The organism is Pseudogemmobacter blasticus, from assembly GCF_003071405.1.
GTDB lineage: Bacteria > Pseudomonadota > Alphaproteobacteria > Rhodobacterales > Rhodobacteraceae > Pseudogemmobacter > Pseudogemmobacter blasticus.
Genome location: NZ_CP020470.1, coordinates 3,258,128 through 3,282,975, shown reverse-complemented (window position 1 = coordinate 3,282,975; position 24,848 = coordinate 3,258,128). Strand labels below are relative to the sequence as shown.

Below are 24,848 nucleotides of genomic sequence, written 5' to 3'. Positions count from 1 at the left end.
GGGGGGCACCATGGGGCATGGCCCGACCCGGCCAAGGCGGCAGCCCGCCGTTCCGCCGGGGCGGCCGCGAAAAGGATCACCCCATGTTGTCCAGCATCCGCCTTCTTACGGTTGCGGCCGTACTTTCCATGACCAGTTGCACCTATATCGCCACCACCCCCAGCCGCCCCTATACGGGGACGATGACCGGGGGCACCCTGTCGGAAGCCGCCGCCCGGCAGGAACGCGAACTGACTGTCCAGCTTGCCGGCAGCGGTGCCAGCATCACCAACACGGGCAACCAGTTGCGCGTGATCCTGCCCGAAGCGGTAAGCTTTGCGCCCGGTTCGGTCACGCTGACCCCAGGCTTCATGCCCGCGCTGCGCGAAGTGGCGCGTTCGCTGAACAGCCATCCCAGCTCGACCATCCGGGTGGTGGGCCATACCGACTCGGTCGGGTCCGAAATGTACAACAAGCAACTCAGCCAGGAACGCGCCCTGGCCGTGGCCCGCGCACTGATCCGCTATGGCGTGCCGTCCAGCCGGATCAGCTATTCCGGGCGCGGATCGGGTGAACCGATCACCTCGAACGCCACCGCGGCGGGGCGCGCAATGAACCAAAGGGTTGAAGTCGTGATCACGCCGACCAACTGACCCGGCCTGACCGACCGACTGCCTTGCCGCCCGCCACACTTGGCGGGCGGTTTTCGTCCGCGTCTGGCGTCGCCTTGCCCCCCTCGGCGGTTCCTTGCCGCTTTCCCGCGCAGCCGGGCTGAACCGACGCAAAGCAAACCTGCATCAGCGCTGGCGCCTGTTCCTGGCCTAGATTGGGCCATGGTCCGCGAATACCCGCGGCCGTCATCGGCGACAGACCCCGATCCCGCCCTGAACGATAAAGCCGGTCCGGTCCCGCAGGGGAGGTCCGGTCGGGGCGCCCTCGGCGACTGGTCGCTGAAAAGGATACGAACATGTCCATGACCATTCCCACCTCGACGATCGACAAGATGAAATCCGTCAAATCCGCCTGGGACAAGGCGCCGGCCGGTCCCAAGAAGGATGCGGCACTGACCCATTACAAGGCGGCCGAAAAGGCCCAGACGGCGAAGAATGACGCCGAATGCCTGAAGTCGCTGAACGCGGCCACCCACGCGCTGGCATAAGCCCGCCTGCCCTTCCGGGAACACCTGTCCCGGAAGGGCAACTTCGTCCTCAGGTCAGCAAAGGGCCTTCGTGGTCAAGATAGGCCCGGTCGAAACCGGCGAATTCGACCAGCGCCTCGTAATCATCGAAGGTGACGTGGCCCTTCTGAAACGTCACCAGACCCTCCTCGCGCAGCTCGCGCAGCACCCGGTTGACGTGCACCGCACTTAGCCCCAGCGTGTCTGCAAGCAGGTATTGCGACAGCGGGCAGGAAAAGCCGGTCTTGTCGGCCAAGCCCACCAGCCGCAGCCGCGCGCCCAGTTCCAGCAGGAAATGCGCCATCCGCTCGGTTGCGTTGCGGCGCCCCAGATCGACCAGATGCTCGACCACCATCGCCTCATCCCGCGACGCGGCCCACAGCACCGCCGTGGCCAGCCGGGGCGTCTCGGAAAAGGCTGACAGCAGATCGCGCTGCGTCACCTCCGAGGCATGAACAACGGTGATCGGTTCGACATTGTGGTCGGACGTGCGGAACAGAACCGACCGCAGCCCAAGGAAATCGCCGGGGATCTGGATGTCCACGATCTGCCGGTTACCGCTTGGCAGGATCTTGTAGGAACAGGCCCAACCCGAGGCAAGAACATAGGCCGCATGGTCGGTCTGCCCCTGGTGGATCATGTCCACGCCCACGGCAAAGCGGCGCCGGCGGCGATACAGATCGGACATCACCGACAGATCGCCCGGCGCAAGCCGCACGAATGCCGAGAGCTTGCGCGCAAACGGGCTGTCCTGAATCAGCAGCGCGGTGTCCCGCTCGATCATTGCCCACCCTCTTCTGCGCAGGCAGCGCCCTGCCCTCCGCTCAAGGTGCATTCTCCGCAAACAACGCGGCTCAATCCTGATGCAAATCAGTCCACCCGTCCGATTTACTGCAACGATGGTTGCCGGATGAACCTGACCCGGCGCGTCAGGGCGCCTCAAGGCGCGGATGCCGGCAGGATGTCACAATTCTTGTGGAAAGTCGAAGTCATATGCCCGTGCCCCCCGAAGCTGCCGGAGCCGCCGCCCTTGCCATTTGCGAGTCGCTCCTTCTTGCCCTGAATGATCACAATATCCTGCCAGAGCGTGAGATCGTCGGGGTTCTCAGGGATGCGGCCGAAGCCCACGCAAACGCGCCCGCGGGCGATGGCTCGGCAGAAATGCACAGGGCCGTCGCCGCCCTGATCAACCGCATCATTGACGGCGGAAACTCGGTCCGCCGCCGATAGAGCCGGACTGACGCCATTGCCGGGTCAGAACCTGTCCTGCCACGGCAGAAGCGGGGGCAAGGCCGCCTGCCGGCGTCAATTTCCCAGGCGGGTCCGCAGGCCCTGCATGATTTTCTTAGTGACCCCGGCATAGTCGCCGTCGAAATGGTGATCGCCGTCGAACCCGACCAGTTCATAGCCCATGCCCGTTTGTGACTGGCAGGCATCGTCATCGTCGGTCTTGCCATAGATGCACTGGATCAGATCCGGCGCGATCTTCTTCATGTCGTCGGTGGGGTCTTGCGTGCTGCCGCTGCCAACGCCCAGCCATCCCGCGACATGGATCACATAGTCGCGCTGGTGCGACAGGCCCAGCAGGCTGATCTGCGCGATGCCGGCCTGATCTTCCGGGGGCAGCAGGCTGTAGCTTTGCGGCAGGATGTCAGCGCCGACGTGTCATGCAGCGGCCTGCCCGATTTCGGCGCCCGCTATCCGTTCCAGCTTTCGGGCGGCCAGCAGCAGCGTGTCGCGCTGGCCCGCGCGCTGGCCCCGCGCCCGCGCGTCCTGCTGCTGGACGAACCCTTGTCCGCGCTGGACGCCAAGGTTCGGGTCTCGCTGCGCAACGAGATCCGCATGATCCAGCGGGAACTTGGAATCACCACGATCTTCGTGACCCACGACCAGGAAGAGGCCATGAGCATCTCGGACCGGATCGTGGTGATGAACGGCGGCGTGGCCGATCAGGTCGGCACCCCGTTCGACATCTACAACCGCCCGACCACCCGCTTCGTGGCCCAGTTCGTCGGCACGCTGAACACCTTCGATGTGACCGTGCGCGACGCCGCCGCAGGCCAGGTTGACCTGGCGGGTCAGACGCTGACCCTGCCCGAAGCGCTGCAGGTCAGCACGCCGGTCATCGCCCTGCGTCCCGAAGCGCTGCACCTCGGCCGCGTTCCGGGGGCCGAGGCGCTTCTGCCCGCCCGCATTGACGAAGTGCATTTCATGGGCTCGGTCATCCGCCTGCGCGCCACCATGGCCGGCACCCGGGTCTCGCTCGACACCTTCAACCGCCCGGACCAGCCGCCCCCCAGCCCCGGCACCGACGTCGAGATCAGCTTCTCGGGCCGGGACGCCATCGTTCTGCGTCAATAGCTGGGGAGTGAGGATCGCGTCGGCGGTCAAACTCCGTGCCGATGCCATGTGTGCTTGGCGTCGCGTCTGCGGCTTTACCGCGTTTATAGCCTGACTGTTTATCTGCGTTTGGAACGCAGAAAGCGCCCCGTAGGGCGCTGCGCAGGTATCTGATGTTATGGTATTTTGGTTGCGGGGGCAGGATTTGAACCTGCGGCCTTCAGGTTATGAGCCAAACCTACTGATTTTTGAGACTCTTTTGATTTCAGCAACTTGGCGGACAAGCCTTTGAAATGGCGGACTCTCTCGCGGACTCTCGACGTCCTTCGTCGGATTCGGGCGGATCAATGTGCTTTTGCGAACGCATTCGCGGGTTGACCAGACGTTGACAAGCGAGGTTCATCAAAAGCGATAGAGCATCTCCATTCCCAATCATAGAATGAGGCATGGTCAGAAGCCGGACACGAAGTAGATCAAATCGCCGATCTGTCTCAGCTTGGGCATTGTTGTCCCGTATCAATTTATAGATTAGGTTCAAGCCCATACGGACCGCGCGTGAAGTCCAATCGGTCGCAAGTCAGGAGATGCCGTGAGCGTTTTGCATCATGATCAAGAGGCATCCAGCCCCCTGTTGACCGACGAGAACATCGAGCTTGTCGCGGCCAAGCTACAGGAACTCCGGCTCCGACTTCTCGACTCGACTCGCCGCAACCCGCTGATCAACATCCGCTTCACCCCTGCGTCGACTTCGTTCATCCGCGTCGTGGACGAGCTGCCGGACATCTTGCGCCACAACCTTTCCCAGGGGCGCCAGATGCGGCTGGCGGCTTTGCCCGCGCTTGAGGACGAGCTTCCGGATGAGCAGACGGACGAATTCCGGGATGCACTCTTCGTCGCCCGGCAGGAGGACGAGGGCTACCTCGCCGACATCGCGAAAATCGATCCCGACGCGGCCAAGGCCGAAGAGAAGTTGATGAAAGCCGAGCGATCCCTGAAGGACCGGTTACGCGAAGACCTCGGATTGCCACCGCGCCAGACCAAGGACGCGCCATCGCTGGCCGACCACGCTCGTCTCCACGGTGTCGAGCCGAGCTATATCCTGCCGCTCCCCGGAGATGAACACGACGACGGGCGGCACAGCGACGACGACATTCAGACGCTGCTTCTGCCAGACCGCCTGCAACGCTCAGCAAAGTCCATCCTCGAGAAAGGCCGGTCCTTCGAGCGCGAGACCGGCGTCAACGTGCTCCATGTCGCCTTCGGCCTCCTCGAGTGGAAGAGCCCCGACGAGAATGATCGCTTCGTCTCTCCGCTCCTGCTTCTCGAGATCCGGATCGAGCGGAAGCAGTCCCCTCAGAGCGCCGAATTCTACCTTCACGGCGTCGACCAGGTCATGGTCAACACCAACCTCGCACTGAAGCTCCAGAACGAGAAGAAGCTTGCCCTGCCGGACTACGAGGGCGGGAGCGTCGAGGACTATTTTAAGACGATCGAAGAAACGGCGCCCTCGGGCTGGCACTGGAAGATCCGCCGCGAGGTCTGCGTCGGGATCTTTCCGTCTTCGAAGATCGCGATGTACCACGACCTCGACCCGGAAAAACGCCCGCTGGCCGAGGAAGAGACGGTGGTACGCCTCCTCGCCACGACCGGCGTCGGGGATGGTGCGTATGCCGAGACCTACGGTACCGACGATCCCGAGGTCGCCAGCAAGGTGCCATACGTGGTGATGGATGCGGATGCGTCGCAGTACTCCGCCCTCGTCGATGTCGCCGACCAGAAGAACCTGGCGATCGAAGGCCCGCCGGGCTCTGGCAAGTCGCAGACCATCGTCAACCTTATCGCCTCGGCGCTCGCAGACGGAAAGAAGGTGCTCTTCGTCGCCGAGAAGCTGACCGCCCTCGACGTAGTGAAGAATCGCCTCGATGCCGCTGGCCTCGGCAACTTCATCCTACCGCTTCAGGCTGGCCGTGGCACTGCCGAGACTGTCTACGAGAGCATCGAAGCCCGCCTCGAGATGAGCCGGTCCCCGGGGCCCGGTCGGCACAGCTTCGATTCGCGCCAGCGCGCCCTCGAGCGCGACCGCGCCATTCTCCAGGGCTACCTTGATGCGCTGGGCGCGATGCTTGGCTCTACAGGATTGACGGTGCACCAGGTCATTGGCCATGCCATCGCCACGGCCGAGACCCGCGAGGCCTTGCCGCGGGAGATCCGCCGGCTGGCGATTCCGAACGCCGGGGTAATGGGCGCGATCGAGGTCGAAGCATTAGTTTCGGAAGCCGATGCCTTCGGCACCCGGCTCGGGCGGATCGCCCGCATGCCAGTCCTCTGGCGCGCCTCGACCGCACCGATCACGTCGCATGACCTAGCCGAGGATCACGCTGAGACTGCCGCCAGCTTGGCAGAGTCTCTGGAGATCTTCGAGAGGAACGTCGCGGCCTCCTCCATCGCCGTCTTCATGACGGCGAACCCCTTCGTGATCGACATGAAGGCGATTTGCGATCTGTTCTCGGCCGCCGCACGCGAAGGTGGACGGGTCGACCCGGAGCTACTCGAAAGGCTCACCGATCCAGTCGCCCGCCGGGCATCCCGGGATCTCTGCGGCCAGCTCAGCGAAAGACAGACACTCGTGGCTCAGCTCGGCCACAGCCTACGCGATGCCGAGGGCTGGAATGTCGGGAAGCGCCTCGCAGCGGCCGCAGACTTCGCCCGGGCACGGGGCGGGCGGCTCGATCCCGAGCAACATCTCGTCAGGCTCGCCGAAATCGAAGCAGCGGTCGCCGATGCTCACGAGGTAATTGGCGCCGCGTCCCGGCTTCCCCGAAGCTGGACATCTTCCGGCCGGACCCTGACGGAAATCCGCGATGGGGCAAAGCGCATCGGCGAGCAGTCCCCGGATGTCCTCGCCCTCCGCCGTGGCGACCCGATGGCCTCGATCGAGTCCGTGGCAATCGAGATCGATAACACGATCTCGCGTCTCTCGACCGAGATTGGTCGCATCCGGCAAGCGCTGCCGTCAGCCGGCGGTTCCCACAACCCAGGCGAACTCAGGAATGCCGCGGCCGCCATCGAAGGCGCCGGCTTCTTCGGCAGGATGAGTTCTGCGTACAAGGCGGCACGCAACACCTACGCGAATGTTCTCGGAGGTCGGCGAGAGGACACGCAGGCCGACATGGCGCGGCGCCTGAAGGAATATGCCGACTGGCTCGACAGCCGCCGCGACTTCGACAATGGCACCCGCTACAAGGAGTGCTTCGGGCCTCACTTCCAGGGCTTCAACACCGACAGAACGGCGATCGGCCGTGTGGTGACCTTCCACGGGATCTGCAAGGACATCGCCGGCTCCAGCGTGGACCTCAAGACCTACCTGGAAACCGGTGAGCTCGATCCTGTACTCGCTTTCGCAGAACTGGAGGAGGTGCCTCCTCTGACCCTCTCCGAGACCGAGGCGAAGCTGCGCGAACTTGAGGATCTCGCCGACAGGGAACGGCGCTACATCGCAGAGGCCGAGAGCCACCTCGAGCTCTTCCGCGACAGGAAAAGCCTGCACCTCCCGGAGATCGAGGAGATCCTGGCCAGGAAGACGGCGGAAACAGACCTCGCCCGCAAGATCGAGGAGAGTCCGGCGCGCGAGGTGCTCGGGGCGCGCTTCTCCGGCCTCACGACACGAACCGACCTGCTCAATATCGAGTGCGACCTTGCCGAAGCGATCGCCAACACCGAGGACGCGGATCTTGCGCTCGACGCGATCCGGTCGGACCGGGCGGACGCGATGGCGAAGGAATTTGAGATTTTTGCTGCCCGCCGCGCAAAGCTCGAGTCGCAAGTTGGCACCTTCGCGGCCGATCTCGGTCTTCCCGAGGATCTCTCGACGCCGATGGCGCTGGCCAGGCGGACGGCCGACCTGCGGGAGGCCGCCGCCGATCCGCAATCGCTGCTCGACCGGGCGCAGTTGAGGCGCGCCGAGGACAGCCTGCGCGGGCAGGGGCTGGGCGAACTGATCGACTGGGCGGTGGCCGAAGGCGAGGCTTTCGATCCGGCACGGCTCGCACCGATCGTCCGCGCTCTGATCGCGCGCTCGATGGCAGATCTCGCCTACAAGGAATGGGGCCCCGCGCTGCAAGGCTACGACGGCCAGGACTTCGACCGCATCCGCGCCGAAATCCGCTCTAAGGACCGCGAGATGATCGAGCTCTCCCGCGTTGCGGTGGTTCAAAAGCTGCTCGAGTCGGCGCGGCCGCCGGCTGGAAACAATGTCGGGCGGAAGTCGACCTTCTCCGACATGAGCCTGATCTACAACGAGCTCCACAAGAAGAAGCGCCGCATCAGCATCCGCGAGCTGACGAGCCGCGCCGGCCGCGCCCTTGTCGAGCTGAAGCCTTGCTGGATGATGTCGCCGCTCGCTGTGGCTCAGTATCTCCGGCTTGGCATGCGGTTCGACTTGGTGGTGATCGATGAGGCATCGCAGATGACGCCCGAGAACGCCATCGGCGCGATCAGCCGGGCCGACCAGTCGGTGATCGTCGGTGACACCAAGCAGCTGCCGCCAACGAGCTTCTTCCAAAAGGTGCTCGACGATAGCGACACCGACGAGGACCTGCGCGAGGACAGCGAGAGCATCCTCGACATGGCCAATGTCGCTTTCATGCCGGTGCGCCAGCTACGCTGGCACTACCGCTCGCGGCATTCGGCGCTGATCCAGTTCTCCAACCAGTGGATGTACAAGGGCGAGCTGACGATCTTTCCGTCGGCGCAGGAAAACCACCCCGATCTCGGCGTCGAGCTGATCGAGGTGCCCGGCATCTACAAGGGGCGCCGCAACGAGATAGAGGCCCGCGCCATCGTTGCCGCCGCGGTCCATCACATGACGCACCGGCCGGAACTGTCGCTCGGCATCTGCACGATGAACTCGGACCAGAAGGAACTGATCCTCGAGGAGTTCGAGCGCGAGCGCGATCGCAACCCAAAGGTCCAGGCCTTCGTCGAGAAGTGGGAGGAGGAGAACGACGCGCTCGAGGAGTTCTTCGTCAAGAACATCGAGACGATCCAGGGTGACGAGCGTGACGTGATGATGATCTCGACGCTCTACGGGCCGGAGGCGGCCGGTGCCAAAGTGCTCCAGCGGTTCGGACCGATCAACTCGGCCCATGGCCATCGCCGCTTGAACGTGCTCTTCACCCGAGCCAAGCGAAAGATCATAACCTTTACCTCGATGAAGCCAACCGACATCCTCGTCGACGGCAACAAGGCACTCGGCGTGCGGATGTTCCGTGCCTGGCTCGAATACTCGAAGACCGGGCATATCCCAGACGCGGCCGGCCCGCATGGGGGCACCGAGAGCCCGTTCGAGGACTATGTCGCGTCGCAAATCGAACGCCTCGGTTGCGAGGTCGTGCCGCAAGTGGGCGTCGCCGGCTTCCGCATCGACCTCGGCGTCCGGCACCCCGACTGGCCGTACGGCTATATTCTTGGTGTCGAATGTGACGGCGCCGCATACCACAGCTCTAAGTCGAGCCGTGACCGCGACCGGCTGCGCCAGGAGGTGCTTGAGGGTCTCGGCTGGCGACTGCACCGGATCTGGTCGACCGACTGGTTCCGCAATCCGCGCGCCGAGATCGAAATCCTCAAGGAGGCAATCGACGCCGCGCTCGCCGAAGCCAAGACGCGCGGCGTGAAGCATTCCGAGCGTCTCGACGCAATGGCGTCGCTAACTCGCGTCGCCGAGAAAACCACCTCGGTCGTCGAAGATCCGCCCGCGAACGCCGGCAGTGATGCCCGACCTGCGTCCTCTACGACCGCGGTGCCGACACCGCCAAGGCCCAGACAAACGAATTTGCCATTCGAACCGCCCGCGGGCAATGACCTCTTCTCGACGGCCAGCAGGGGCGCAGCCGAGCCGACCGTGGTACTGGGCTCGAAGGTCAAGATCGAAAACATCACCGATGGCAAGAAGCTCGCATTCACCCTGGTCGAGGGCGTGAACGCCCCAGACGAGGGCAAAATCGGGGTTCACACTCCGCTTGGGCAGGCCCTCCTCGACGCGCAGGTGGGCGACGAGGTCGAATACCAGGTCGGCTCGCACATCAAGGAAGTTCGGGTGCTCGAAATCCGTTGAGTTCCTCGATCGCACAAATCTCATGAGGCATTCATCTCGTGAATCCCGTTTGGTACCCCTGACGGAGCGCCAACAATCTCAGGCGGTCATTCCCAGAGCCATGCCCCCGAGGAACCTGACGCTGGTGATGTGCGGCGACTACGTTCATCTCGCGGTCGGACCAGATCGTCAGCGCCCCAATGCGTTTGCGCATTTCGTTTAGGCCGGCCAGATCGTGGTCGTTTGGGGCGGTAGTGTGGGTCGGCTCATGCACTCCAGATAACCCATGCGCGGACCCCGATCAAACCATGGGCGCAGATGGATTCGTGCATCCGTCTGTTTGCCACCTTCTGCGCCGGGCCGGTTCACCCGATCCTTCGTTCTTCCAGCCCGGAACGCTCCACCCCGCCCCAGTTCCACCTTCCGCCTGTATTCCGGTCCCGCCCTCGTGGTCCGACTTGATAGTGGCGCGGGTCTACGCCTGTGTCGTCGGGCAAGGAGGCGGGATGTATGGTCAAAAGACTGAAACTCAATGAGAAAACCCTGCGCGAGGCGGAACCCAAGCCCGGCGTCAGCTATCAGATATTCGACACGGATGTGATCGGTTTCGCCGCCCGGGTGCAGGCCTCGGGCGCGCGGACCTTCACCATCGACTACCGGCATGCCGGGCGGCAGCGGCGGATGACCATCGGGCGCTGGCCGGAGTGGAGCGTCACCGCCGCCCGCGAACGCGCTAAGGAACTCCGCCGCGCCATCGACGAGGGACAGGATCCTCTGGCGATGCGCGACGAGTGGCGCGGGGCCCCGCGTGTCACGGACATGATCGACCGCTACATCGCTGAACACCTGCCCAAACTGGCCAAGACCAATGCGGGCGACCAGGTCTCGATGCTGAAGAAGATGGTGGAACCGGCCTGGGGCAACCGGCTGGTGACGGAGATCACCAAGTCCGACGTCGCGAAGTTCCTCGATTTCGTGGCCGAGGGTCGTCCCCGCCCCTGCAAGGCGAAGCCCAACAACCGAGCCCGCAAGCTGCAGGGTCACAAGCCCACCCCGATCCGCGCCAACCGCATGGGCGAGGTGCTGCGCAAGATGTTCACGCTGGCGGTGGAATGGGAATGGCGGACGGACAACCCCGCGCAGGGGTTCCATCGTCGCATCGAACACGCGCGCGAACGGTTCCTGTCGCCCGAGGAACTGACCCGGCTGGCGGCCGTGCTGGATGCCGCCGAGGATCAGCGCGCCGCGGCCATCATCCGCATGTGCATGTTGACCGGAGCCCGGGTGGGCGAGGTTCGGACGGCACGGTTCGAACAATTCAACCTCGACTATGCGATATGGTCGAAGCCCGCCTCGACCACAAAGCAGCGCAAGATCCACCGCGTCCCGATTTCGCAGGACGTCGCGGCCATCGTGCGGCTGCGCCATCAGGCGGTGCCACGCAGCAACCCGTGGCTCTTCCCCGGCGACACGGTCGGCCAACCGGTGCGGGAAATCCGCCGCTTCTGGGCCAAGGTGCAGAAGGATGCCGGGTTGGCCGACGTCCGCATCCACGACCTGCGCCACACCTTTGCCTCGCTGCTGGTCAGCGGTGGCGCGTCGCTGGAAATGATCGGCAAGTTGCTGGGCCACAGCCAGATGCAGACCACCCAGCGCTATGCACACCTGATGGATTCCCCCCTGCGCGCGGGCGTCGACACGGTTGCCAGCCTCCTGCGCCCACGGCCGCGCCTTGTGCATGACGCGGCGCAGGACGGGGCTGACCTGCCGAAATCGGCCTGACCCTCACGCGGCATCCTCACCGCGCAGCCTGCGCCAGAGCGAGGAGAGCCGCTTGCGGATGGTGCTTTCATCCGGCACCTCCCCCGACTTCGAGTTCTGGACGAACCAGTCCTGCACCAGCGTGACCAGCGCGGTCTGGGTGTCCGGCACCCCCTTTTCGAACAGGAACCACGTCAGCCACGCGTACATCGCATCCCAATCGTATCGCGGGCTGGCACCGATGGTGGAGGCCGGGCGCCGCAGCAGATCGCGCTCCTCCTCGAAGGCCTGCAGCGTTCCGGAATCGAGCAGCAGGTCGGAGGACCGGACCAGCACCCCCTCGGCCGGATCGGGGATCGTGAGCCAGGTCTTGCTGCCGAGCGGCATGACCCGCCTGAGACGCGCCTGCTCGTCGCTCGGCCCCATCCGCCGGAACATCCCCATCAATTCCGCCATCGGCACCTGAACCATCCCCGCCACCGTCTCGTCACCGCAGAGGACGGGAGGAATGCCCGCCACGACATGCAGATACCCTGCCGCTGCCCAGCCCGCCACATCTGCCGGAGGGCAACCCCAGCGCACGGCGATTTCGTAGATCGAGAAGAATGCGACAGGCGGCAGAGGCATCAGGAAACTCCTTTCAGACATGCGGCATCCTTCGGCCAGGGCCGTCGGCATGCAGGTTACAAATGACCCGCCGTGCCGAGCACGTGGGCGTACCGGGGTTCAGAGCACGTCGTCGAGGAAACCCGCCTGTAAGCCAGAGGCACACCGTCACCGGTGTGCGCATCCGACTGCGTTCGTCTTTTCGATTCTTATGGACTGCTCAACGGCGAATCTACTCAGCCGATGGGCGAGTCTGCAACAGGTATCCGGTGCGATTCGACGCATGTCGGCAGAGTTTCGGTGGATATCGTCGAACGCCCCCGGAACCCGACCGGAACAACTCATTCCGGCAATTCCGCACATCGCAGAACAGGCGAATCCGTCTGAATACCGGCCAGAAGGCCTGCCCCGGAGAGAGTGGTGACACTGGCGCACGGATCGCCGTCCGGAACCGACACGAGCGGTGGTGGCGGAGGCGCATTCCTGCGGTGATCGAAGCTGGCCGAGGCCGAAAAGCCCAATGAAACAAGGGGTGGAACGGGGTGGCGGCCTGCAATTCCACCTTCCGCCTGTCTTCCGGTCCTCGCGCTCTGCTTCGCTGAACCGACCCCCACCAGAGGGGTGCCGCGCGAATGGAGCAGCCGATGAAGGACATTCAGACCGATCCCGACGAGGACATCCCCGACCTGCTGGCCGACTGGATCAGCCGAGAGCAGTTGGCCCGGGCGCTGGGCCTGACGGCCGACACGCTGTCCCGGTGGGAAGCCCGCCGCCAGGGGCCGCCCTGCACACGCATAGGTCGAAAGACCTTCTATCGCCGCGCCGCCATTCAGGAGTGGATCCGTTCGCAGGAACAGGCCCATCCGGTGCGCAAGTCGCGGGGGCGGCCATGACCATCCGGCACCGCAATTCCGCTTGGCCAGCCGACCGCGTGGCCGAGGCCCGCGCTGTCATCGCCGATGTCGCGCATCACAGCGATCTCCTGATCCGGCTCGCCTGCAATGTGCTGGTGCAGCATGGCGAGACCCCGGGCGAGCGCGCCGATGCCCAGCGCCTGCTCGTCGTCGTCGATGCGCGGCGGCCGGTCAGCCGCGCCCAGCGCGAGGATCAGGGGAGGGCCGCGCGATGATGCGCCGTGGCACACCAGAGGCCGATCTGCAGCGTGCCGTGGTGCAGGCGCTGCGCATCGCCCTGCCCCGCTCGGCCATCATCCATCACTGCGCCAACGAGGTGACCGAGGCCGGGCCCCGCGGGGCCAAGCGCCAGGCGATCCTTGTCGGCATGGGCGTCCATGCCGGGTTCGCCGATCTGATGGTGCTCTGCGAGGGGCGCGTCCTGTTTCTCGAGCTGAAGGCGCCGAAGGGGCGGCTGCGGCCGGAGCAGGAAGCGTTCCGCGATGCGGTTCAGGCCCAAGAGTTCGGCTGGGCGCTCGTCCGCAGTCTCGACGATGCGCTGGGCGCGCTGGCCGATCACGGCTTCACCACGCGCATCGCCCCAGCCCCGCGGAGGCCCGCGCCATGAGCCACGAGGCCACCAACTGGGCCATCAAGCAGCGCGGGTTGAAGCCCACGACCAAGATCGTGCTCTGGCACCTCTGCGACCGGTTCAACCCTGATTACGGCTGCTTTCCCTCGCAGGGCCGGCTGGCGCATGACTGCGAGATCAGCCGGTCGACGCTGAACGATCACCTTGGCCAGCTGGAGGCCGTGGGCCTGCTGCGGCGTGTGCCGCGGCTCGATCCCGTGACCAAGCGCCAGCTGCCGACCCGCTACATCCTGGGGTTTGAGCCAGGCTTCATACCTGTGGCTGTAGTGCCGTGTCCGGAAATCGGACACGGGGACGGCGACGGTGTGGAAATCGCTGACATGGCAGAGGGTTCGCCCTGTGATGCCATAGCCGATGCCCTGCCGTGTCCGGATTTCGGACACGGGATCGACGCGGGAGCCGTGTCCGAATATCCGGCCGAGCCGTGTCCGGAAAATGCCGAAAGCCGTGTCCGAAATTCGGACACTAACCCTGTAAGGGAACCTCTAAGTAAACCAGTAAAGGAGGAGGAGGGCGCGCAGGCGCGCGAGACGATTTCCGATCAGGTTTTCGGGGACCTGCTCGCTGCGCTGGGCCTCGATCCCGCCACCCTGCCCGGCTGGTGGCAAGGCTGGCCACCCCGGCTGCACGTCCAGCGCTGGCGCGACGAACTGGGGCTGACCGAGGCGGAGATCATCGCCGCGGCCGCGGCCTCCCGTCAGGAACATCCCGAACCGCCCGATGGGCCGATGGCGCTGGACCGGGCGATGCAGCGTGCAGCAGGGCGCAAGGTCGAGGATGCAGGACGGAAGCGCCGGAAGCCCAAAGCGCCCCCCGCCCCGGCCGCGAAGCCGATTACCGACCTGCCCGCCTTCTATGCCGATCTGGTCAATTCCGGCCGCTACCTGCCAGTCAGCGCGATCAGCAACACGATGCGCGACGCCATGCTCGCCCGGGGGCTTGTTACGCCCGAACGCCTGCGCGAGCGCGGAGTGCGGTGAATGGCATGGTGTCACGTCCCCGGCACGGATTATCCCTCTGCGCAGGCGGCGGAGGCCTTGATCTGGGCCTCATGCTCGCCGAACCCGGATATCACACCCGCGCCTTCGTCGAGTGGGAGGACTGGCCAAGGGCGGTGCTCATGGCCGCCCAGCGCGCGGGATACTTTGCCCCGGCCCCGATCTGGACCGACCTGCGCAGCTTCGACGCACGCCCGTTCCGCGGCGCCTTCGATGCCGTCCTGGCAGGATATCCCTGCCAACCCTTCAGCGCTGCCGGAAAACGCGGCGGCGCTGACGATCCTCGGCACCTCTGGCCCGACGTCGCGAGGGTCATTGGCGAATGCCGTCCCGAATGGGTCTTCCTCGAAAACGTCGCCGGTCATGTCACCCTCGGCCTCGAGACCGTCCTCAGAGAGCTTTGGGGATTGGGCTACACGCCTGCGGCGGGCCTGTTCTCGGCGGCAGAGGTCGGCGCGCCGCACGAGCGGCTGCGGATCTTCATCCTGGCCCACGCCGATGAGCCTGCATCCGGGCACCGGCAGCTACAACCCGGCCGGGAACAGCGACTTTACCCGGAAAGCCGAGGCGCTGGCGCTGGGCATCGCGAAGGCCCTGCCGAACCACTGGCCGACCCCGGCCGCCCAGAACTGGAAGGGATCCAGCGAGGCCAGCATCACCCGCGCCGACGGCAAATCCCGGATGGACCTGCTGCACTACCGGGCGGAACAGGGCTTCACCCGCCCGGGCCCGGCGAACTCGCCCGATGGGCCGCGGTCCTTGCCACACGCCCCGATCTCGCGCCCGCTCTGGGCTTCGATGATTGCCTCGCATGGGCGCGTCGTCTCGCGGCGGATCCTGAAGGGCCGGTCGCGGCGGCGGCTGAACCCGCTCTTCGTCGGATGGCTGATGGGCTGGCCCATCGGGCACGCGCTCTGCGCCTGCTCGGCAACGGAGTTCACCCACTGGCAGCAGCACATGCGTGGTGCACTCTCGCAGCTGCCCATGGCCTCGGGCCCGTGGATCTGGCGGCCGACCGATGCGGCCCAACGCCCGGCGCAGATGGATTTCCTTGAAGGATTGCAGACATGAGTTTCCACGGCCGCGTCAGCGGCACCAAGGTCAAACGCGCGCTGGGCGTGCAGGCCGCGCTGGAATGGGCGTTCCGGATCGAGCAGGCGCAGCTGGAACTGCCCCTGCCCCCGGACGTCACCGAGGAAAGTTTCGGTTTCGGCCTGGAATACGTCCTGCTCCAGCGCGCCGTGCTGGGCTGCAAGATCGACGGCGGCCGGCACAAGATCGGCGGCTACACCCACGAGGACGCTGAGGTGATCGCCGCCACCGTCGCCGGGGTCCCTGACAGCCTCGGCGGCAAGCGCATGGCGATCCGCGTCGCCGAACTGGCCCGCGCCGGGCTGACCCCGGACTGGATGCCCTGCGCCGTCCCGCGCTGCGTGCCGTCCATCGTGAAACAGAACCAGCATGGCACGCATGCAGGCGCCATCGTCGTGGGCACCGAACGCATCCGCGTGCGCGGCCCGGGCGCGCGTAAGCGTTTCCAGCCTCCCACCTTCCGGCTCTCATCCTGATCGGTTCTTTGGACTTTGGTGATTGTTGGAATGGATTTTCTCCATGGAGACTACATTGGAGGTTTTCCCGGTTGGCGGTCGCGGCCGTCGGAACCGGAAGTGGCCTGATGAGGTGAAGGCCCGGATCGTGGCGGAGACGCTGACGCCGGGTATCACGGTGAATTCTGTCGCGCGGCGTCATGGTGTTCCGGCGAACCACGTTTCGGCGTGGCGGACGCTGGCGCGCAAAGGGCGGCTGGTGCTGCCGGCGCCGGAGGATCCGGTGGAATTTGCATCGTTGATGATTGGCCCGGTTGGTGATGGACCGCGTTGTGCCGTGGGCGCCGCGGACCGGCCTGAGATCATCGCGGGCGCGGTGGCTATCCGTCTGGAAACCGGAGCCTCGGCGGAGCGGATTGCGTCGGTCGTGCGCGCCTTGGCTGCCAGCCCATGATGTTCCCGTCGAACCGGGTTCGGATCATGGTCGCGACAAAGCCCATCGACTTCAGAAAGGGTCATGATGGCCTGGCAGCGCTGGTGTCGTCTGTGCTGCGCAAGGATCCGTTCACCGGGGCGGTCTTTGTCTTCCGCTCGCGTAAGGCGGACAGGCTGAAGCTCTTATACTGGGACGGCACCGGCCTCGTGATGGCCTACAAAAGGCTGGAGGATGCGACGTTCACCTGGCCCGCGATCAAGGACGGGGTGATGGCGCTGAACCATGCCCAGTTCGAGGCGCTGTTTGCCGGGCTGGACTGGCGCAAGGTAAAGGCGCTGGAGGGGCGTCCACCGGCTGCGGCAGAGTGAACCAACCATTTGGTTTTGCGTGTTTTTGCGGGGATATTATGGTAGCTCCAGCCCATGCAAACCGCACCCGTCATCGACCTTTCCACCATCCCTGCCGCGCAACGTGCGGCTGTTCTGGCGTTGATGGAAACCGTGGCGGCGCTGACGGAAATCACCCGTCGGCAAGAGCATCTGATCGCTGAGTTGAATCATGCCCTGCATGGCAAGCGGTCGGAAAAGCTGTCTGAAGATGAACGGCAGTTGGCATTCGAGGATCTGTCCATCGCGCTGGCCGAGGTTGAAGCGGAAAAGGAAACCCGCGCCGCCAAAGCAGATGACAAGGCGAGCAAACCCGCCCCCAAGCGCACTATCGGCAATCTGCCGGCCGCGTTGCCGCGCATCGAAGAGATCATCGAACCCGCCAGCCTGATCTGCCCCTGTGGCTGCGGTGTCATGCACAAGATCGGCGAAGACCGCAGCGAACGGCTGGACATCGTGCCGGCCCAGCTGCGCGTCATCGTCACCGTGCGTCCGAAGTATGCCTGCCGGTCCTGCACCGACGGGGTGACCCAAGCCCCTGCGCCGTCTCACCTGATCATGGGGGGCCTACCGACCGAAGCGACGCTGGCCCATGTGCTGGTCAGCAAGTATGCGGACCATCTGCCGTTATATCGGCAGAGCCAGATCCTGGCGCGCGCGGGCCTTTATCTGCACCGCGCAGTCTTGGCCGACTGGGTCGGCAAGGCTGCGTTCCACCTGAAACCCATTGTCGACCGGCTGGCTGAACATCTGAAGCGGTCATCCAAGCTGTTCATGGATGAAACCACTGCCCCGGTGCTGGATCCGGGGCGCGGTGTGACAAAGACCGGATACCTTTGGGCGCTGGCCCGCGATGACCGACCGTGGGGCGGCGAGGACCCGCCCGGCGTGGTCTACTTCTATGCCCCCGGCCGCGCGGGAGAGAATGCCGAGACCTTCCTCACCGGCTTCGACGGCATCCTGCAGATTGACGGTTACACCGGCTACAACCGCCTGACCAAACCATCCCGCAAGGGCGGCGCGCCCATTCGGGTGGCCCACTGTTGGGCGCATGCACGGCGCAAACTCAAGGAAGTCTTTGACCGCGACGGATCGGAGATCGCCGCCGAGGGTCTGCGCCGCATCGCCGAACTCTATGCCGTCGAGGCCGACATCCGCGGCATCTCGCCCGGCCAGCGCCTCTCCGCCCGTCAGGCCCGCACCGCGCCGCTGGTGGCCGCCTTCGGCGACTGGCTGCAGGCACAACGCCGCAAGATCTCCGCCAAATCCCGGCTCGGCGAAAAGCTCGCCTACATCCACAATCACTGGGACGGGCTGCAAACCTTCCTGACCGACGGCCGCGTCGAAATCGACTCCAACAGGGTCGAAAACCTGATCCGCCCGATAGCCCTCAATCGCAAAAATACGCTCTTCGCCGGCCATGACGAAGGCGGCATCGCCTGGGGCCGCATCGCCTCGCTGATCGAAACTTGCAAGATCAACGGCATAGAGCCCTTCGCCTATCTCAAGGCCACCTTGACAGCTATCGCCAACGGCCACCCGCAAAGCCGCCTCGACGACCTGCTGCCGTGGAACTTCACGCCGTCAAGATAAGCCGTCCGTGGTCCCCCGCGAACGCTTACGGGCGCGCGCGCCACATGGAAGACCATCGACATCCTGGCCTGTCCGGTGACCTTCTCTCCGCATCCGCAGCAGATCGAATCCGCCCGGCGTGGCTATGACGACTGGTGGCAGGCGCTGGGCTGGGTGCGGGAGGGGCTGATCGCGGGCGAGATGCTGCGGGAGATCGAGGTGACGGCGGCGATGCCGAAGGTGCGGCCATGGAAATCGCGTGACGATCCATGACCGTCACGCGTCACTTCACTTGATCACCTTGTCGATGAAGCCCAGCGTGTTCGCATTCTCTAGCAGCGTGCGCACCTTGCTTCGGTCAAGGCCATTCGGCACTTCAGCATCGATCTCGAGCTTCAGCGTCACTTCGCTGCCGGGCAGCACTGTGAGCTGCTCGATGATCGCCTCAACGATCTGACGCATTTCGTGTGCTGGCCGATCTGCCGAGATCATGACCGTCCCGATAAACCGGGTCGGATCACGTTCGGGCTGCACAATAGCTGCCGTAGCTGACGTTGGCTTCAAGCCGGTCTGTTCTGCTGCAGCTTTCGTCGGGACATGCGTTGGTTCGGTAGTCGCTGCTGCGGCCGCGGTGGCTTCGACAGTCTGCTTCTCCGCCACATCGGGCTTCACGATGACGCTGTCGGCGTCAATCACCACCGGCGCGTTCGCCCCATTCTGCGAAACCAAGCCAACATAGCGACCCGTCTTTTCGTCCCACCGCTCCGCATAGGCAAAGGGTCCGGGCACCATCGCACTGACCGCCGACCGCACCGTCTTGATCAGCACGTTCCGATCCTTGACCCGCGGCAGATAGATGTAGCGGTTCAGATATTCCCAGAGATCCCTGAGCGAGAGGTGGCCCTTGCCGTTCCAGATGTACTTCTGCAATTCGCGGTCGAGGCGCGCAGGACCAAGCTCCGGCAGAAGGCCTTCGTCGCTGGCCAGCTTCTTGCTGGCGCGCGACAACAGCCCATCCTGCGCTGGAACCTTGGAAGTGATCCACTCAAGGTCCGCCTGCGCCCCATCCTGCATGGGATAGATCAGGTAGCACCAGGTCTCCTTCAGCCTGGTCTTCACGGTTTCGGCCGCCTCGGTCACCTTGGCCTTGGCCAGAGCGCTGTCGCGCTGCGTCAGGTTCAGGCGATCCGTATCCTTGACGATCCCCGACCAGGCCAGCGACGCACGCATCGCCTCTTTCAGTCCGTCAAGCTGTCGGGCCTCAGCCGCGAGGAAGATGAGCATGTTGCGATAGACCCGAGGCGTGGATCCGCGCTGAAGAAGGATATCCTTGGCCTCTGCCATGGCATCGGAATTCTCGCGCCCGGTGTGCGGATGGGCGACACCAAGCACAACGGCACGAACGCCACCGGCTTCGTCGGGAACGTCGGCGGAACTGCTGGGCGCGACCTGCACGGTGTCGAAATGCCCACGGTCGCCTAGGCCGTTGATGTAGGTCGCGAGCGCCTTGTCGATCTCCAGCAGGACGAGCGGTTCCTCGATCTGCCCTGCCCGATCCGCGGCAAGACGATTGAGGCTGGCCGACATCGAGTACCAGTAACGGCCGAGGTCGCCATGCATGAACCTGGCGTTGTTCGCCAAGCGCCGAAGGGCATCGCCAAAGATGGCTGGGCGTTCGCCGGGTTGCACGACACCCAGATTGATCTGACGATCATCGAGGCCCTTGTTGTCTTGCCCGTGAGTCGGCGCGGTTCCCATGAAGATCGCCCGGGCCACACGGCGGGTGGCCGAATAGCGGTTGAGGTTCGGGGCGGACTGGTCGATCCGGTAGGGCGTCGAGTTCGGACCATCGACATCGCCCGCGATGATCGACTGCCACGATACGTCGAGGTAATGCAGCAACTCCGGCTCAACGCGCGCCGAACTGATTGACACGCTTCCCGGCATGATCATCACCGAGGGGTCATTGTTCATCCACAACTCGTGGATCACCTGCGCCATCAGACGCAGAACGCCACGCGTCCGCTGGAATTTCTCCAGCGAGCCCCAGCTGGTGTAGAGCTGATCGAACAGCTCCGGATGGATCGGATAAGCCTTCTCCAGCTTCCGGCGATAATCCTCGCCCTCGCAGTTCTGCGGGAACTCGTTCGGGCTGTCGCGATACATCTTCGCAAACTGCTTCAACGTGTTGTCCCGGTGGTGGAACTTGTCGCCCGGGATTTCCTTGAACAGCCGTCGACGGACGATCTCGTAGCTTTCTTCCTGGTCAGCCGGGCGCCAGCCGGTCTCGACCCGGCTGAAGGTTTGCTTCAGGCGCGACAGCGCCTCCTGGCCGCCTTCCCCGCCGACCTCGATCTGCGACGCGGGCAGCGATGCCACCAGCAGCGTGCCCGGGCTGGCCTTCACGGCCTCGGTCAACGACTGGACAAAGGACAGGTTCGAGTCGAAGGACCCCGAGGGTAGCCCCTCAACCTTGTAGATCTGGCGCAGGTACGCGACCCATTCGTCGATCAGGATCAGCGACGGCGCGCACTGCCGGAACAGTTCCTCCAGCAGATTCGACCCCGGCGCGATCCCGTTGGCGTCGTTCTCGGCCACCAGCGCATAGCCCGCCTCTCCGCCAAGCTGAAACGCCAGTTCGCCCCAGGTTGTGCGGATCGGCCGCCCGTAATCCTTCTGCCGCTTGGCCGCATCCGAGGGCCCGTAGGACGTGCCCACCAGCACCGCCCGGTTCACCTTGCCCGGCACGGTCAGCCCTTCGCGCGACAGAAGCTGGTCGAGCCCCGGCAAATCCTCGACCGGCGTGCCCCCCGCCATGTGGTAGAGCGCCAGCATCGAGTGGGTCTTGCCGCCGCCGAAGTTGGTCTGCAGCTCCACCACCGGATCGCCACCGGTGCCCGACAGCCGCTTGGCCGCGCCGATCAGCAGGGTCGACAGGCCCGAGGTCAGATAGGTGCGCGAGAAGAACTCGGTCGGGTTGCGATACTCCGACGGCGCGCTGCCGTTGTGGACCTTGGCAAGGTCGGCCGCGAACTCGGCCTGCTGGAACTCCCCCGTCGCCACGTCCCGATGCGGCTCCACCACCTCGCGCCAGGGCAACAGCCCCGCCACCGTCTCGACCGAGATGTCGGACCGCTGGCTCTTCTTCCGCTCTTCGTTGCGCTGCAATTCGGTGAACTTGGTGCGCAGGATCGTGTCGCGCATCTTGCCCAGCTGGTCGGCCACGTCCGAGGCGCTGATCGCCTCCATCAGCCGCCGCATGCTGTCCAGCGCGCGTTCGGCATCGTCATAGGTGAAGGTTTCGTTGTGCGACAGCTTGTTGCGCACATCGACCAGCTCGTTGACGATCGACCGCTCAGCCCGCCCCAACACGGTCTTGAACGCCTCCATCCAGAAGCGGTCCATCGCGTTCAACAGCGCCGCCTGGTCCCAACCGACCTTGCCCTGACTGTTCGGCCGCAGGCCAGGAATCTTCTCCAGAACCTGAACCTGCCAATGCCCCTGCAACGAGGCTTCGAGCCGCCGTTCGACAAAGGGGATCAGCGCTTCGGGCAGCAGTTCCATGCCCTCGAACACATACTGGCGCGTGCTTTTTGCCATGGCTCTACCCCTTAAACCTCAAATCTCATCTGACCGCTGCGGTTCGTCAGCGGCGCGGTGGCGGCTTCGCGGGTCAGGTCTGTCCAATCCGCGATCAGCGCGTTGTAGGCGGTCGCCTCCTTCGCGTCGCCCCGCTTTTCGCAGATGTTGTAAAGCACATAGGCGAGGTCGCGCACATCATCCGCCTTGGACCCGAACTTCTTCAGCATCACCGCCGCCTCATAGCCGATCCCGTATTTCTCGTGCAGCCGCACCAGATGCTGGCAGCATTCCCAGACCGTCAGGTGGCCATCGGCGTCCGGCTCCCATTCCGCATCCATCTCGTCGCGCTTCAGGATGCGCACCTTTCCAGCTGCGCTTTCCACGATCCCGGCGTGTTTCACGCTTTCGACCGAGATGCCGCGCGCCGTGGCGATGTTGTTCGCCGTGCCATAGTCGCCCGCCTTCAGCCCGTTCTGTTCGAACCAGGTGATGGCAAAGCGGGTGTCGGCGTCGAACTCGCCCTGGATGCCGCCAAGGTATTCGTCGAGCTCGCGGTTGATCAGTTGCAGCGCGGCCTTCACCGTCATCGGGCTGTCATCGGATTCCAGCACCGCCTTGTAGCGCGAGAAGACGCCCATGCCGGGGCCGATGGCCGATTGCGGCATGTCGGCCGGGGCGATGTTGGCGGCCTGAAGCTCGGCGATGGCCGGGGGCAGTTCGCGTTTCAGGGCACGGATGAACTCGGCCCGGGTGATGACTTCGGCCGAGGCTTCCTTCTTGCGGCAGACGAGGACGACGGAGTTTGCGAGGGCGTTACTCTCCTGCCCCCTCATTCGGTTCGCAAGTTCTGTTCGCATCGGCCAAGTACTTACGACTGAATACCCGGCATCTAGAATCCCCTGCAGGAACGTCGCCCAACCAGTTGAACTAATCCCTTCATTCGCGACCTCACTTTGTTTGAAAGCATAGTAGATCGCCGCAGGAAAATCATTGGCGGACTGGTGAGCCATGTTCGCGATTGCTCTGCGCATCCCGTCCAGAAAGAAAACCTCGGCTGCGTCCCTCCCGCCTTGCCGGTGGGGCGCAGCAATCAATTCCTCTGCCTTTGGAGTAGCCAATACACTGAATATATCAGGATATACTGATCGGAGGGCTGGCTTTAGCCAACAAAAGAAGAAGTCTGACAGATCAGCGTAGCCTATATTGTCATAGTAAGGTGGATCAGTAGAAATTACCGCTCCCTCGGGGTAGACAACGGTTTGAGCGTCGTGGTTGATCTCAATACCTTCGCCACTGGGGTGAAATCGCTCAATCACCTTGACGATGCTTCCAAGACTAGTCCGGTAGTCTCCCGCAGCATCGCAAAAAACGTTGTTTTCGCCAAAGTCCCACATCATGGGAATAGCCTGACGACCGAAAAGGTTTCGGACCTGTGTTTTCGACGATTCCCATCTGCAAAGTGAGTTTTGAATGTCAGTCAATCTGCTGACGCCAAACGCCAAATACACACTAACTGCCTCGGCATAGGCTTTGGCGCCTTTGCCAAAGTCGCGCAGCAAGGTGGGATCGGCGGAAAGGGTGGCGGATGCGTCGGCCTCAATCTGTGCCCGCGCCTCATGCACAAGATCGCTGAAGGTGTTCAGCGCCACTAGCTGCCGATCGGTGAAAAGATCACCGAAGGTCTCCATTCCATAATCTGGAGGAGTGAACGCGCGGCGATCGGGCGAAATCGTCATCTCGGGCCGCCATGAGGGCTTCGCAGCGCGGGCGGCTTCGACTTGTTCGGCGATTGGAGCAACAAAAACCCGCTCTCGTGGACCCTCTGCAACAATTGCGATGAGCTGCTCTCCCAAGCCATCCTTTGCAGCACGCCGAACGTGTTCCATTGTGATCGCGGTATCCGAGATCAGGCAGCGGAAGTTTGCCCCGCGCCCGGCCTTTGTTCCTTCTTTCGCCGCCTCCAACTCGGCCTTCGTCCCACCTTGCCGGATTCGATAGGTGATGGTCTTGGCCTGCCGGTCCACGATGGGCTCGATCCACGCCTCTTTCCCGGTCTTGGAGGACAGCAGAAAGCTTGACGCAATCGGCACCTGCACATCCGCAAAGGCCGGGTCCGGGCTCGGCACTGTCCGCGCCCAGATCCATGCGATCACTGTCGCCTTGCCGCCCCCATACTCCTTCGGCAGGTCCACCTGCGGGTAAAGATGACCGATGCGCTCCCACGCCTTCTCGCGCATCCATTCGCCGTAGTATTTCACGTCCTCGGCCAGCCCCTCGGCGTTGCGGTAGAACGACCGCTCCTTGATGCCGGGGTGGATGGGGGGCATGTCCTTGAACTTCGGCGGGATCTCGATCATCGCCTTGCCGATCATCACCGCCACCGGGTTCAGGTCGGACCCATAGGCAGGCAGGCCCAGCCGCTGCGCCTCGAGCGGGATCGACCCGCCGCCCGAGAACGGGTCATAGACCGGCGGCAGCACCCCACCGCAAGACCGCCGGATTTCCGCCCGCGCCCGTTCCAGCACCTCTTCGTTGGTCGAGTTCTCCCACTGCACCAGGTCTTCGATGATGGCAAACAGCCGCTGCCGCTCGCGCTCCTGATCCTCATGGGTGGGGAACTGGTCGGGATGGCTGGAGGGATCGTCCACCAGCTGCGCAAACAGCACCGCCCGACACGCCGCCAACGGCCGCCGCGCCCACCACAGATGCAGGGTGCTGGGGTGCCCATGCCGGATCGACTTCTCCCGCGCCGAGGCGGCGTTGATGGCCTCGAGCGGGATGGCGACTTCGATCAGTTTCTTCTTGTAGGGTTGGGTCATCGTCTTGCT

At 64.3% G+C, this 24,848-nt stretch carries 19 protein-coding genes and 3 pseudogenes; 16 read left to right on the top strand and 6 right to left on the bottom strand.

Annotation, left to right across the window (positions count from 1 at the left end; genetic code table 11):
• The first annotated feature begins 83 nt into the window (after positions 1-83).
• Together B6K69_RS16010 and B6K69_RS16005 are read left to right on the top strand one after the other, a co-directional pair.
• Positions 84-632 (top strand): OmpA family protein, encoded by a 549-nt coding sequence (locus tag B6K69_RS16010; RefSeq protein WP_164681980.1) that lies wholly within the window; start codon positions 84-86, stop codon positions 630-632.
• 314 nt (positions 633-946) lie between these two features.
• Positions 947-1,138 (top strand): hypothetical protein, encoded by a 192-nt coding sequence (locus B6K69_RS16005; protein WP_228156761.1) that lies wholly within the window; start codon positions 947-949, stop codon positions 1,136-1,138.
• A gap of 49 nt (positions 1,139-1,187) precedes the next feature.
• On the opposite strand, the gene B6K69_RS16000 is transcribed toward B6K69_RS16005, so the two are convergent.
• The 3 genes from B6K69_RS16000 to B6K69_RS15990 all read right to left on the bottom strand — a co-directional run bounded on the left by B6K69_RS16000 (position 1,188) and on the right by B6K69_RS15990 (position 2,758).
• On the bottom strand, positions 1,188-1,940 hold the full coding sequence (locus tag B6K69_RS16000) for a Crp/Fnr family transcriptional regulator (RefSeq protein WP_108644503.1): 753 nt from the start codon (positions 1,938-1,940) through the stop codon (positions 1,188-1,190).
• 155 nt (positions 1,941-2,095) lie between these two features.
• Positions 2,096-2,284 carry a hypothetical protein gene (locus B6K69_RS18270; RefSeq protein ID WP_164681979.1) on the bottom strand — a complete coding sequence of 63 codons (189 nt, stop codon included), beginning with the start codon at positions 2,282-2,284 and terminating at the stop codon, positions 2,096-2,098.
• 177 nt (positions 2,285-2,461) lie between these two features.
• The gene (locus B6K69_RS15990; RefSeq protein ID WP_236939034.1) at positions 2,462-2,758 is read right to left on the bottom strand and encodes a virulence factor; all 297 of its coding nucleotides are present in this window, start codon (positions 2,756-2,758) and stop codon (positions 2,462-2,464) included.
• Between B6K69_RS15990 and B6K69_RS15985 the strand changes: the two genes are divergently transcribed.
• The 3 genes from B6K69_RS15985 to B6K69_RS15975 all read left to right on the top strand — a co-directional run bounded on the left by B6K69_RS15985 (position 2,705) and on the right by B6K69_RS15975 (position 11,369).
• Positions 2,705-3,517 carry an ABC transporter ATP-binding protein gene (locus tag B6K69_RS15985; RefSeq protein ID WP_108644500.1) on the top strand — a complete coding sequence of 271 codons (813 nt, stop codon included), beginning with the start codon at positions 2,705-2,707 and terminating at the stop codon, positions 3,515-3,517. The genes B6K69_RS15990 and B6K69_RS15985 overlap by 54 nt on opposite strands.
• 610 nt (positions 3,518-4,127) lie before the next feature.
• The gene (locus tag B6K69_RS15980) at positions 4,128-9,608 is read left to right on the top strand and encodes a DUF4011 domain-containing protein (RefSeq protein ID WP_164681978.1); all 5,481 of its coding nucleotides are present in this window, start codon (positions 4,128-4,130) and stop codon (positions 9,606-9,608) included.
• A 489-nt stretch (positions 9,609-10,097) separates the two neighbouring features.
• Positions 10,098-11,369 (top strand): tyrosine-type recombinase/integrase, encoded by a 1,272-nt coding sequence (locus B6K69_RS15975; protein WP_108644498.1) that lies wholly within the window; start codon positions 10,098-10,100, stop codon positions 11,367-11,369.
• A 3-nt stretch (positions 11,370-11,372) separates the two neighbouring features.
• On the opposite strand, the gene B6K69_RS15970 is transcribed toward B6K69_RS15975, so the two are convergent.
• A complete protein-coding gene (locus tag B6K69_RS15970) occupies positions 11,373-11,975 on the bottom strand; it encodes a hypothetical protein (RefSeq protein ID WP_108644497.1) in 603 nt (200 codons plus the stop codon).
• Between the two features lie 623 nt (positions 11,976-12,598).
• Between B6K69_RS15970 and B6K69_RS15965 the strand changes: the two genes are divergently transcribed.
• The 11 genes and pseudogenes from B6K69_RS15965 to B6K69_RS15920 form a co-directional block, all read left to right on the top strand.
• Positions 12,599-12,847 carry a helix-turn-helix transcriptional regulator gene (locus B6K69_RS15965; protein ID WP_228156760.1) on the top strand — a complete coding sequence of 83 codons (249 nt, stop codon included), beginning with the start codon at positions 12,599-12,601 and terminating at the stop codon, positions 12,845-12,847.
• On the top strand, positions 12,844-13,083 hold the full coding sequence (locus tag B6K69_RS15960) for a hypothetical protein (RefSeq protein WP_108644495.1): 240 nt from the start codon (positions 12,844-12,846) through the stop codon (positions 13,081-13,083). The genes B6K69_RS15965 and B6K69_RS15960 overlap by 4 nt, the downstream gene beginning before the upstream one ends.
• On the top strand, positions 13,080-13,475 hold the full coding sequence (locus tag B6K69_RS15955; protein WP_108644494.1) for a VRR-NUC domain-containing protein: 396 nt from the start codon (positions 13,080-13,082) through the stop codon (positions 13,473-13,475). Before B6K69_RS15960 ends, B6K69_RS15955 begins: the two co-directional genes overlap by 4 nt.
• Positions 13,472-14,479: a helix-turn-helix domain-containing protein gene (locus B6K69_RS15950; RefSeq protein WP_108644493.1), complete on the top strand. Its 1,008-nt coding sequence runs from the start codon at positions 13,472-13,474 to the stop codon at positions 14,477-14,479. Before B6K69_RS15955 ends, B6K69_RS15950 begins: the two co-directional genes overlap by 4 nt.
• A 5-nt stretch (positions 14,480-14,484) precedes the next feature.
• Positions 14,485-14,940: pseudogene (locus tag B6K69_RS18445) on the top strand (DNA cytosine methyltransferase); the annotation flags it as partial.
• Positions 14,941-14,995: 55 nt separating this feature from the next.
• Complete coding sequence (locus tag B6K69_RS18440) at positions 14,996-15,568, top strand: DNA methyltransferase (protein WP_228156759.1); 573 nt, start codon at positions 14,996-14,998, stop codon at positions 15,566-15,568.
• Positions 15,565-16,014, top strand: a pseudogene (locus B6K69_RS15940) (hypothetical protein); the annotation flags it as partial. The gene B6K69_RS18440 and the pseudogene B6K69_RS15940, both read left to right, overlap by 4 nt.
• A 94-nt stretch (positions 16,015-16,108) precedes the next feature.
• The gene (gene tnpA, locus B6K69_RS15935; protein ID WP_107673214.1) at positions 16,109-16,498 is read left to right on the top strand and encodes an IS66-like element accessory protein TnpA; all 390 of its coding nucleotides are present in this window, start codon (positions 16,109-16,111) and stop codon (positions 16,496-16,498) included.
• A gap of 26 nt (positions 16,499-16,524) precedes the next feature.
• A complete protein-coding gene (gene tnpB, locus B6K69_RS15930; RefSeq protein ID WP_206340516.1) occupies positions 16,525-16,848 on the top strand; it encodes an IS66 family insertion sequence element accessory protein TnpB in 324 nt (107 codons plus the stop codon).
• Positions 16,849-16,902: 54 nt separating this feature from the next.
• Entirely contained in the window at positions 16,903-18,459 is a 1,557-nt protein-coding gene (gene tnpC / locus B6K69_RS15925; RefSeq protein WP_108642833.1) for an IS66 family transposase, read from the top strand.
• Positions 18,460-18,510: 51 nt separating this feature from the next.
• Positions 18,511-18,711: pseudogene (locus B6K69_RS15920) on the top strand (hypothetical protein); the annotation flags it as partial.
• A gap of 15 nt (positions 18,712-18,726) precedes the next feature.
• Here B6K69_RS15920 and B6K69_RS15915 read toward each other — a convergent pair.
• Entirely contained in the window at positions 18,727-22,038 is a 3,312-nt protein-coding gene (locus B6K69_RS15915; RefSeq protein ID WP_108644491.1) for a DUF499 domain-containing protein, read from the bottom strand.
• Between the two features lie 11 nt (positions 22,039-22,049).
• Positions 22,050-24,839, bottom strand: coding sequence for a DUF1156 domain-containing protein (locus tag B6K69_RS15910; RefSeq protein WP_108644490.1), 2,790 nt, complete (start codon positions 24,837-24,839; stop codon positions 22,050-22,052).
• Positions 24,840-24,848 lie beyond the last annotated feature (9 nt).